Source organism: Serratia nevei (assembly GCF_024160145.1).
In the GTDB taxonomy this organism is placed as follows: Bacteria; Pseudomonadota; Gammaproteobacteria; order Enterobacterales; family Enterobacteriaceae; genus Serratia; species Serratia nevei_A.
Map to the genome: position 1 here is coordinate 95,285 of NZ_JAMYWQ010000017.1, position 10,208 is coordinate 105,492.

The 10,208-nt window shown below is 58.1% G+C and carries 9 protein-coding genes; 5 read left to right on the plus strand and 4 right to left on the minus strand.

Translation table 11 applies throughout. The annotated features are described in order from the left end of the window. Nucleotides 1–102: 102 nt before the first annotated feature. The 3 genes from M6G53_RS13725 (at nucleotide 103) to cmoB (ending at nucleotide 2,313) form a co-directional block, all read left to right on the plus strand. Nucleotides 103–498, plus strand: coding sequence for an MAPEG family protein (locus M6G53_RS13725; protein WP_004932387.1), 396 nt, complete (start codon nucleotides 103–105; stop codon nucleotides 496–498). Between the two features lie 103 nt (nucleotides 499–601). After that, a complete protein-coding gene (gene cmoA / locus M6G53_RS13730) occupies nucleotides 602–1,345 on the plus strand; it encodes a carboxy-S-adenosyl-L-methionine synthase CmoA (protein WP_253332193.1) in 744 nt (247 codons plus the stop codon). Continuing rightward, a complete protein-coding gene (cmoB, locus tag M6G53_RS13735; protein ID WP_253332195.1) occupies nucleotides 1,342–2,313 on the plus strand; it encodes a tRNA 5-methoxyuridine(34)/uridine 5-oxyacetic acid(34) synthase CmoB in 972 nt (323 codons plus the stop codon). Before cmoA ends, cmoB begins: the two co-directional genes overlap by 4 nt. Before the next feature lie 35 nt (nucleotides 2,314–2,348). On the opposite strand, the gene M6G53_RS13740 is transcribed toward cmoB, so the two are convergent. The 3 genes from M6G53_RS13740 to cutC all read right to left on the minus strand — a co-directional run bounded on the left by M6G53_RS13740 (nucleotide 2,349) and on the right by cutC (nucleotide 5,641). Then, nucleotides 2,349–4,064 carry an FKBP-type peptidyl-prolyl cis-trans isomerase N-terminal domain-containing protein gene (locus M6G53_RS13740; RefSeq protein WP_253332196.1) on the minus strand — a complete coding sequence of 572 codons (1,716 nt, stop codon included), beginning with the start codon at nucleotides 4,062–4,064 and terminating at the stop codon, nucleotides 2,349–2,351. After that, nucleotides 4,061–4,465, minus strand: a complete 405-nt coding sequence (locus tag M6G53_RS13745; RefSeq protein WP_253332198.1) for a YuaE family lipoprotein — start codon at nucleotides 4,463–4,465, stop codon at nucleotides 4,061–4,063. Before M6G53_RS13745 ends, M6G53_RS13740 begins: the two co-directional genes overlap by 4 nt. Nucleotides 4,466–4,882: 417 nt before the next feature. After that, on the minus strand, nucleotides 4,883–5,641 hold the full coding sequence (gene cutC / locus M6G53_RS13750) for a copper homeostasis protein CutC (protein WP_253332200.1): 759 nt from the start codon (nucleotides 5,639–5,641) through the stop codon (nucleotides 4,883–4,885). A gap of 101 nt (nucleotides 5,642–5,742) precedes the next feature. Here cutC and M6G53_RS13755 point away from each other — a divergent pair, with 101 nt between their 5' ends. Then, nucleotides 5,743–6,891 carry a MalY/PatB family protein gene (locus M6G53_RS13755; RefSeq protein WP_253332202.1) on the plus strand — a complete coding sequence of 383 codons (1,149 nt, stop codon included), beginning with the start codon at nucleotides 5,743–5,745 and terminating at the stop codon, nucleotides 6,889–6,891. Here M6G53_RS13755 and M6G53_RS13760 read toward each other — a convergent pair. Further along, nucleotides 6,888–7,448 carry a VOC family protein gene (locus tag M6G53_RS13760; RefSeq protein ID WP_253332213.1) on the minus strand — a complete coding sequence of 187 codons (561 nt, stop codon included), beginning with the start codon at nucleotides 7,446–7,448 and terminating at the stop codon, nucleotides 6,888–6,890. The genes M6G53_RS13755 and M6G53_RS13760 overlap by 4 nt on opposite strands. 849 nt (nucleotides 7,449–8,297) lie before the next feature. On the opposite strand from M6G53_RS13760, the gene argS reads away from it, so the two are divergent. After that, nucleotides 8,298–10,028 (plus strand): arginine--tRNA ligase, encoded by a 1,731-nt coding sequence (argS, locus tag M6G53_RS13765; RefSeq protein WP_253332204.1) that lies wholly within the window; start codon nucleotides 8,298–8,300, stop codon nucleotides 10,026–10,028. Nucleotides 10,029–10,208: the final 180 nt, after the last annotated feature.

Genomic DNA, 10,208 nt, shown 5'->3' on the forward strand with positions numbered 1-10,208 from the left:
CCTATTAATCTGACCAATAACATCAAATATTTCCCCGCGACAGTGAATACAATGACGGCTATGATGCTGGCTGCCAGTTTTGGTTAGGGAACGGAGTTAAAAATGGTAAGCGCGCTTTATGTAGTGCTCGGCGCATTGTTGTTGATCAAACTCTCTTATGACGTAGTCAGATTAAGGATGCAGTACCGCGTAGCCTACGGCGACGGCGGTTTCTACGAATTGCAAACCGCCATCCGCGTGCATGGCAACGCCGTTGAATACATTCCGATCGCTGCCGTATTGCTGGTGATCATGGAAATGAACGGCGCGGAAATCTGGATGATCCACCTCTGCGGCCTGATGCTGATGGCCGGGCGGCTGGTGCATTACTACGGTTTGCGCAACCGTGAGGTTCGCTGGCGCCGTTCAGGCATGGCCGCGACCTATATCTCTTTGTTGTTGATGGTTCTGGCAAATATCTTTTATTTGCCCTGGGATCTGATTTTCAGCCTGCATTGATCCCGCTTTATCATCCAGGCGGCCACGCCGCCTGCTTCCGCTCCGCTTTTTTACGCTTTTCTGTTAGACTACGCAGCTTCGAATTCTGAACCGACTTTCCGCTATGCCAAACCGCGATACCCTTTTCTCCGCCCCCATCGCCAAACTGGGCGACTGGACCTTCGACGAACGCGTCGCCGAAGTGTTTCCCGACATGATCCAACGCTCCGTTCCCGGCTATTCCAACATCATCTCGATGATCGGCATGCTGGCCGAACGGTTTGTGCAACCCGACAGCCGGGTGTATGACCTGGGCTGTTCGCTGGGCGCGGCAACGCTGTCGATGCGGCGGAATATCAAGGTGCCCGGCTGCCATATCGTCGCCGTCGACAACTCGCCGGCGATGGTGGAACGCTGCCGTCGCCATATCGACGCCTTCCGCGCCGATACGCCGGTCGACGTCATCGAGGCCGACATTCGCGACATCGACATCGAGAACGCCTCGATGGTGGTGCTGAACTTTACGCTGCAGTTCCTCGAACCGGCCGATCGCCTGCGCCTGCTGGAGAAAATCTATCGCGGCCTGCGCCCGGGCGGCGCGCTGGTGCTGTCGGAGAAGTTCAGCTTCGAAGACACCGAAGTCGGCGAGTTGCTGTTCAACATGCACCACGACTTCAAACGCGCCAACGGCTACAGCGAGCTGGAAATCAGCCAAAAGCGCAGCATGCTGGAAAACGTGATGCTGACCGACTCGGTCGAGGCACATAAGGCGCGCCTGCATCAAGCCGGGTTCGAGCACGCCGAAGTGTGGTTCCAATGCTTCAACTTCGGTTCGCTGATCGCCCTGAAAGCGGGGGATACGCAATGATCGAGTTCGGCGACTTCTATCAGCGCATCGCCAAGAGCCCCCTCAGCCACTGGCTGGATACCCTGCCCGCGCAGCTCAGCGCCTGGCAGCGAGAATCGCTGCACGGCAAATTCAAACAGTGGTTCAACTCGGTCGAGTATTTGCCGACGCTGACCCCAACCCGCCTCGAGCTGCTGCACGGCGTGCGCGCCGAAATGGAACCGGGGCTGTCCCCGGGCCAGCTCGAAGGCATGGAGAAAATGCTGCGCACCCTGATGCCTTGGCGTAAAGGGCCGTTCTCGCTGTACGGCATCGATATCGATACCGAATGGCATTCCGACTGGAAGTGGGATCGCGTGCTGCCGCACATTTCTCCGCTCGCCGGCCGCACCATTCTCGACGTCGGCTGCGGCAGCGGTTATCACCTGTGGCGCATGGTCGGCGCCGGCGCACACCTCGCCGTAGGCATCGATCCGATGCAGCTGTTCCTGTGCCAGTTCGAAGCGGTGCGCAAACTGCTGGGCGGCGATCAACGCGCCCATCTGCTGCCGCTGGGCATCGAGCAATTGCCGGATTTGGCGGCATTCGACACCGTCTTCTCGATGGGGGTGCTGTACCATCGGCGCTCGCCGCTCGATCACCTGTATCAGTTGAAGAATCAACTGGTGCCTGAAGGGGAGCTGGTGCTGGAAACGCTGGTGGTGGAAGGCGATCGCCATCAGGTGCTGGTGCCTGGCGATCGTTATGCGCAAATGCGCAACGTGTATTTCATCCCTTCCGCCGAAGCGCTGAAGTGCTGGCTGGAGAAGTGTGGCTTCGTCGACGTGAAGATTGCCGATATGTGCGTCACCAGCCTCGATGAGCAGCGCCGCACCGATTGGATGACCAGCGAGTCACTGGCCGAATTCCTCGATCCGAACGATCGCAGCAAAACGATCGAAGGCTATCCGGCACCGCTGCGTGCCGTGCTGACCGCCAAAAAACCCTAGCGCTCGCAATCGGGCCGGCCTGCGCCGGCCCGAATTTACCCCTTTTTGGCATCGGCAATCCGCAGCTCATACACCATCGTCGCGTTCGGCGGGATCTGCGGCGCATAACCCGCTTCACCGTACGCCAGCTCCGGCGGCACCACCATCGTCAGCGAGCCATGATTTTTCAGATGGCCGATCGCCTCGCGGAACAGCGGTGGATAGGCGGAGAGCGCCTGTGACATCACCTTTCCACTGCGATCCATATCCTGAATCACGCTGCCGTCGGTTAGGCTCTCTTTCACCACGATGTCCACCCGCGCGTTTTCCGGAATAGCTTCATCACCCGCATAATCGATGCGATACCAGAAGCCGGAAGGCGACTTTTGCGTGCCCTTCTTCTTTTTGAACTCCGCGACGAACGCTTCGCCTTTGCTGGTTTGCGCCTTCGCGGCTTTGCTTCTGGCATCGTTCACCGCTTTTTCCGACTCCGCCAGTGCGCTGCTCAGCTGCGCATCGCTCAGCTGATAATGGCCGTTGAAAGTATCGATCACCCCCGCCAGCAGGACGGTTTTATCGGGATTGATACCCCAGCTTTTACGCTCCGCCAGCATGGTTTGAATATCGCGCCCCAGGGCGACACCGGCAGCATAGCTCTGTTGCTCCGGTTTGTTCTTGAGCGTCTGCGCATCCGGCAGCCATTTGGCCCGCGATCTCAGCCCATTCAGCTCATCCTGCAACGCCTGCTGCGCCTGATTGGCTTCTGCTAATGCCCAGGCGGTTTTACCCGCCTGGGCCGTCGTTTTTTCCAACTGTTGCGCCGACTTTGCTCTGTCCGCCAGCGCCGTAGACAGCCGCTGCTCCAATGCCTTGGCCTGCTCGGTTTGCGTCTTGTTTTTTTCCTGTAGCTGCGCCAGCTGCTGTTGCAGCTCGCCCATCGCCTTGGCGGCCTCGGTCTTTTGCTGCTCCAGCGCCGTCTTCAGGCTTTTCTCCTGTTGCTCGGCCTGTTGGCGTTGGCCATCGCGCTCTTTTTGCCGCTGCGCCAGCTGCTGTTGCAGCTCGCCCATCGCCTTGGCAGCTTCGGCCTTCTGCTGTTCCAGCTCAGCATCGGCCTGCTTTTTATCCTGTTCATAACGCTGGCGCGCGTTGTCGTTGGCAGTCTGCGCCGCCGCCAGTTTTTCCTGCCAGGCCTGTTGCCGCGCGTTATCAGACTGTACAGGCAACGCCGCCAGCCGCTGTTCCAGCAAGGCGATACGCCGATCGCGCTCCTCGGTTTGTTGTTTTTGCCGCGCTAACGCTGCCTGCGCTTCGGCGATCTGCGCCTGAGCCTTCCGCTCCTGTGGCGTCAGGTTCAGCGCCTGCCGCACGCCGCTGGCGAAGTCGCTCAACGCGCTCAGGTCGGGTGCCAGCACCGGTTTATCGGCAGCCGTCAGCGACGATGCAACGCGCAACGCGGTCAGTTCCTGCTGCAGCGATTGAATAGCAGACTGCTGCTGCTCCAATCGCGCCTCTTTCTCGCGCAGCGCCTTTTGCAGCTGCGCCAACTGCTGCCGCTGGAGGGCCGTCTCACGAGTTTGAACCGGCCGGGACGCCGGCTTTTTAGTTTCCTGGGGTGGGGTAACCACGGTATCAGCTGCCGGTGCGTCCTGCCGCTGATAACGCTCGGCAAACTGCAACAAGGCCGGCACATCGTCATCCGCCACGGCCATCGCTGGCGCAAACGCCAGCGATATCATCAGGCCCAGCAATGCCTTTCTCGCACGAGGAGTCATTGGGCGCGTTCTCCGCGCTCAGCCAGGCCGGTCATCATGGCAGAACTGATGTCTGCGCACAGACGGCTGGTGCGATAACGATACAGCGCGTCGACGGTTTCCTGCGTGCCCGTATTGACCCGCTGGCGCACCCCGGCGTACTGCGCTGCGCCGCTCATCAACGTATCGAATTCGCGTTTGAATTTTTGGTATTTTTCGTTATCCATGCCGCGCATGGCGTCCAGTTCGCGCTGGCACTGCTGCATGCGTTCGGCTTCACGCTGCCGCTTGTCTTGCTCTGCAATTTCTTCCGCGCTGGGCGGCTTACTTAATGTTGAAACAGGTCGCTTGGCGGTCTGGCAGCCGGTCAGGGTCAACGTCAGCAAAAGCGCAGCGGTCAAACAGTGTGCCGTTCGGGTCATTATCGTTATCTCCTTGTTAAATCCGCCGTTAGCGCGTTCTACGGCTGCGCCGACGGCTTTCCTCAATGATGCTGTGATATTCCGGCCATAAAACCGGCGGTAAACAGGTATAAAGTGCACACGCGACGCTGAGTGGAATAGCTCAATTCATTCATCACGAAAATGCATTATAAAAAATCATTTAATATCATGATATTTAAAGGATTTTAACTCACAAACTTATCAGCAGGGCATGACGAGCGCAAGAAGAGATGGGGTGTGGCCGCCAGGGGAACCGCGTGGCGAGAGTTTACGGGGCACAAAAAAAGCCCCGGCAAAACGCCGGGGCTTGGTACTTGCGAGTCGCCGAAGGCTCAGCGACACGCCAAGGGGGCTTACGGCCCGGAAACCGGTTATCAACCGCAGTTAGCAGCGTGTTTATGCGCTTTGCGCCAGAGGGTCAACCAAGGCCAGCGCGTTTTTCATCGCTTCCACCATGTCGCCATCCACGCAATAATGACTAAATTCATCAAACTCATTGTCGGAACACATGGTGACGCCCGCCTTGCGGTAACGCATGGTCGACGGCACCAGATGGCCGGAGGAACTGTGCAGTTCGTGCAGGCCGATATCGACAAACTTGTGCAGATTGCTGAGACGCACACCGGCCCCCGCCATGATCACCGGGCCCTGGCTGGCCTGGCGCAAATCGCGCAGCAGCGGCAGGCCCAGTTCGGCACTCTGCTGTTGGCCGGAGGTCAAAATGCGCGCCACGCCCAGCTCGGTCAGTTGCGCCAGCGCCACCATCGGGTTCTGGCACATGTCGAACGCGCGATGGAACGTGACCGCCATCCCCTCACACAGACTCATCACTTCGCGCATGCGCGGCAGATCGATGTGCCCTTCTTCGTCCAGCATGCCGACCACCACGCCGGGGAACCCCATCTCGCGGATCTGGCGGATATCCTGCTTGATCACCTCGAAATCCACCGCGCCGTAGCAGAAATCGCCACCGCGTGGTCGCACGATAGGATGTACCGGGATCGCGATCCGCTCGCGCGCCAGACGCAGCGTGCCATAACTCGGCGTCAATCCGCCCTCGCTCTGGCTGGCGCACAACTCGATGCGATCGGCGCCCGCCCGTTCGGCCGTCAGTGCACAATCGACGCTAAAGCAACAAACTTCCAGTTTGATCATTGTCACCCCCAGATAACGGCCAACATACGGCGGCAATTGTTCATTTCTTCATTTCTCACGTAGGCTCATGCTTAGGCATAAACCGGCTCAGGGTTGTAACTATGGCATCCAATTTTGATCAATGGGTAGACCGCAGTCACAGTGACAGCGTTAAGTGGGATAAATATCGCGATCGCGACATCATTCCGCTGTGGATCGCCGACAGCGATTTCGCCTCGCCGCCGGCGGTGATCGAAGCCTTGCAGCGCCGCGTGGCGCACGGCGTATTCGGCTACACCCACCCATCCCCTGATCTTATTGAGGTTTTTACCCGCCGCATGGTAGAGCGCTACGGCTGGCACATCAAGCCTGAATGGATCATTTTCCTGCCTGGCCTGGTGTGTGGCCTGAACCTGTGCGTGCGCGCCTGCACCGAAGAACATCAGAGTACGCTGGCCCCTTCCCCGATTTATCCGCCGTTTCGCAAAGCGGCCAAATTCGCCGGGCGTAAACACCTCTCGGTGCCGCTAACGACGGTAGGCCAACGTTGGGTGCTGGACTTTTCCGCGATGCATGGCGCGCTCAGCGGCAACGAGAAGCTGCTGCTGCTGTGCAACCCGCAGAATCCCGGCGGCACCGTTTATCGCCGAGACGAACTGTTGCAGCACCAGCGGTTCGCCCGCGAGCACGATTTGATCGTCTGTTCGGATGAGATCCACTGCGAACTGCTGCTTGAACCCGGCGCGCGGCATATTCCGTTCGCCACCCTCAACGAAGACGCGGCCCAGCGCAGCGTGACGCTGATGTCGCCGTCAAAAACGTTCAATCTCGCCGGCCTGGGCGCCTCGATGGCGATCGTCCCCAACGAGACGCTGCGACAACGGCTGAAACGCGCGCGTAGCGGCATCGTACCGGAGGTTAATCTGTTGGCGCTGGTGGCGGCGCAGGCAGCCTATCAACACGGGCAGCCCTGGCTGGATGAGCAGTTGATTTATCTGCGCGCCAATCGCGATCGGCTGACCGAGCGCATCAACACCATGCCGGGGCTGAAGCTGCTGCCGATCGAAGCCACCTACCTGGCGTGGATCGATTGCAGCGCTTTACCGGTGGACAACCCGCAACAGTTCTTCGAACGTGCGGGCGTAGGGTTAAGCGCCGGTCTGGATTTCGGCGATCGGCGCTTTGTCAGGCTTAACTTCGGGTGCCGGCGGGCGCTGCTCGATGAAGCGCTCGATCGCATGGCACGTGCCTGCGCCACGCTACCCTACTAGCCTTGTTCGCTGGCGACGATGTCCCGGATGGAATAAGGATGAAACTTGATCGTCACCGTTCCGTCGGTGATGGCCAGCGTCGGGTTCGGCAACCGCTCGCCTTCGCCTTTCGGCGAGCTTTGCTTCAGCTTGATGCCTGGTGCCAGCAATGCCTCATCGGCCAGGTGGCTCAGCGCCCGGGCGTGCAGCGTCGCCGGATCGCCGCAGAGCACCAGTTCGACATGTTCCCACCCTTCATGCGGGTAGCGTTTTTCCCCGGGATACGGCAGCTCGATGCAGTCTATCTGCCAGGGGCCTACGGCCAGGGGGCGCGACAAATCGAACAAACAAATAGGCCGCCCGTTTATCATCGACTCGGACAGCAGTGCCCCGCACTGCATCAATCCCTGGCGCCAACGTTCGGCGGTGGCATTTTGATGGCAGCGCAGCGAAATGTGGTCGGCCGTAAACGCGGACAGATCAAGCCGCAATCTGGCGGCAAATTGTTGCAACGCCTGCTCGAAACGCGGCAGGTCGAGCGCCAGGTCGTCAAGCTCGGCAATCGCCTGCAAGGTCATGGTGGTCATAGAAACCTCAAAACAGCGGAAGGCAAAGTGAAACGTCGTAATTTACACGCTGGGGGCGGCGCTCGCCAGGGTTGCGAGGTTATTCAGCGTCAGCTCAGGATAAATGGGACCGTGGATAAAGAATAAAAAAACCAGGAATCTATTAAAGCGGCAGATTCCGCACTCAACAATCGAATAAAAACAAGATGTTTCTCAACTCGATTATACCTTTTCATCATGACGTTATGATTTACGTTATTTTTCAAAAAACCATTCATCACCGTGCGATTGAACCGATTGAAATTTTTTGTTTTTCTCACCACCTCAGGTTATCAATCCCGTAAAAAACCACAATGATAACCAGTTAAAAATCAATCAAGTAAACACAGAAAAATCAACAAAGAATAAGGATTATCTTAATTTTCACCTGAGCAATTGATTCACCAAGACAACTCGGCTACTTTGGGGGAAATTTAAATTCGAGACAATCATTATGTTATTGCTGACGATATCCTTGGTGTTGATAATTATCGCCGTATACGCCATCTACCGTCATTTTAAATCGCGCAGTACCAATACGCTTGATGCCAGACGTCACAATAAAAAACGTTAGCCGCCTAACGCTCTTCGCCGTAGATTCTCTTTCGGTCATTCTGCTTTTTACCTGCCGGCGATCAACCACGCCGCATTCGACAATGTTTCATCGCTGCAGCCGCGCCAACTGCTGACGGACTCCGCCAGATCGGTTACAATTGCAGGCTGTTTTGTGGCGATCGCCGCGCCCGTCGTGCGCCGGCGCCTGCCACCGTTGAATCCCGCAGGGGTTGGCTTCAGCCCCTCGTTCGTCATTAAGGTAACCCGGTGAATATTCAGGTTCTTCTTTCAGATAAAGTCAGCCAGGCGCTGATCGCCGCTGGTGCGCCAGCCGATTGCGAAGCGCAGGTCCGCCCATCCGCCAAGGCACAGTTTGGTGATTACCAGGCCAACGGCGTGATGTCCGTTGCCAAAAAGCTGGGCATGCCACCCCGCCAGTTGGCGGAAAAAGTGGTGCAACTGCTGGATCTTGGCGACATCGCCGGTAAAGTGGAAATCGCCGGCCCCGGCTTTATCAACATTTTCCTGAACAGCGACTGGGTCGCCCGCCAGGCCGATCGGGTGCTGAACGCGCCGAAACTGGGCATCGCGCCGGTTGAGCCGCAAACCATCGTTATCGACTACTCCGCGCCGAACGTGGCAAAAGAGATGCACGTCGGCCACCTGCGCTCCACCATCATCGGCGACGCCGCGGCGCGTACCCAGGAGTTTCTGGGCCATAAAGTGATCCGCGCCAACCACGTCGGCGACTGGGGCACCCAGTTCGGCATGCTGATTGCCTACCTGGAAAAAATGCAGAATGAAAACGCCAGCGATATGGGCCTGTCCGATCTGGAACAGTTCTACCGCGAAGCCAAGAAGCATTACGACGAAGACGCCGCGTTCGCCGAGCGTGCACGCGCTTACGTCGTGAAGCTGCAGGGGGGCGATCAATACTGCCTGAAGATGTGGCGCAAACTGGTCGACATCACCATGGCGCAAAACCAGCTGACCTATAACCGCCTGAACGTCACGCTGACCGAAGACGACGTGATGGGCGAAAGCCTGTATAACGCGATGCTGCCGGGCATCGTCGCCGATCTGAAAGCCAAAGGGCTGGCGGTGGAAAGCGAAGGCGCCACCGTGGTGTTCCTCGACGAATACCAGAACAAGGACGGCGATCCGATGGGCGTCATCATCCAGAAAAAGGATGGCGGCTACCTCTACACCACCACCGACATCGCCTGCGCCAAGTATCGCTACGAAACCCTGGGTGCCAACCGCGTCCTGTATTACATCGATTCCCGTCAGCATCAGCATCTGATGCAGGCCTGGACCATCGTGCGCAAGGCCGGATACGTGCCGGAGTCCGTTTCGCTGGAGCACCACATGTTCGGCATGATGCTGGGCAAAGACGGCAAGCCGTTCAAAACCCGCGCGGGCGGCACGGTGAAGCTCTCCGATCTGCTGGATGAGGCCATCGAACGCGCCGAACAGCTGATCGCCGGCAAAAACCCGGACATGCCGGAAGACGAAATGAAAACCGTGGCCCGCGTGGTCGGCATCGGCGCGGTGAAATACGCCGATCTGTCGAAAAGCCGCACCACCGACTATGTCTTCGATTGGGATAACATGCTGGCCTTTGAAGGCAATACCGCGCCTTATATGCAATACGCCTACACCCGCGTAGCGTCGGTGTTCAAACGCGCCGGCATCGACGAAAGCAGCCTGACGCTGCCGCTGACGCTGACCGAAGAGCGTGAAATTGCGCTGGCCACCCGCCTGCTGCAGTTCGAAGAGGTGCTCACCACCGTCGCGCGTGAAGGCACGCCTCACGTCATGTGCAGCTACCTGTACGATCTGGCCGGCTTGTTCTCCGGCTTCTACGAGCACTGCCAGATCCTGAACGCCGACAGCGAAGAAGCACGTCAGAGCCGCCTGAAGCTGGCACTGCTGACCTCTAAAACGCTGAAAACCGGTCTGGATACGCTGGGCATCGAAACCGTCGAACGTATGTAAACCACGCCACGCGGAAAGCAAAAAGGTCGCCGAGGCGACCTTTTTTTATGCTGTGACCCGTCCTGAATAGCGTTGACACGTTTTCGACTTAAATCCGGAGAACGTGATAATGGCCGAGTTTAAACGCACACAACGCGACTATCCTTTGTCTTTTAAAATTGCTGTTGTTGAGCAGGTTGA

Coding starts and splice junctions, on each gene's coding strand:
- M6G53_RS13760 (WP_253332213.1), bottom strand. CDS start 7,448: ATGACCTTGCAGGCGATTGCCGAGCTTGACGACCTGGCGCTCGACCTG.
- cmoA (WP_253332193.1), top strand. CDS start 602: ATGCCAAACCGCGATACCCTTTTCTCCGCCCCCATCGCCAAACTGGGC.
- cutC (WP_253332200.1), bottom strand. CDS start 5,641: ATGATCAAACTGGAAGTTTGTTGCTTTAGCGTCGATTGTGCACTGACG.
- M6G53_RS13745 (WP_253332198.1), bottom strand. CDS start 4,465: ATGACCCGAACGGCACACTGTTTGACCGCTGCGCTTTTGCTGACGTTG.
- M6G53_RS13740 (WP_253332196.1), bottom strand. CDS start 4,064: ATGACTCCTCGTGCGAGAAAGGCATTGCTGGGCCTGATGATATCGCTG.
- cmoB (WP_253332195.1), top strand. CDS start 1,342: ATGATCGAGTTCGGCGACTTCTATCAGCGCATCGCCAAGAGCCCCCTC.
- M6G53_RS13755 (WP_253332202.1), top strand. CDS start 5,743: ATGGCATCCAATTTTGATCAATGGGTAGACCGCAGTCACAGTGACAGC.
- M6G53_RS13725 (WP_004932387.1), top strand. CDS start 103: ATGGTAAGCGCGCTTTATGTAGTGCTCGGCGCATTGTTGTTGATCAAA.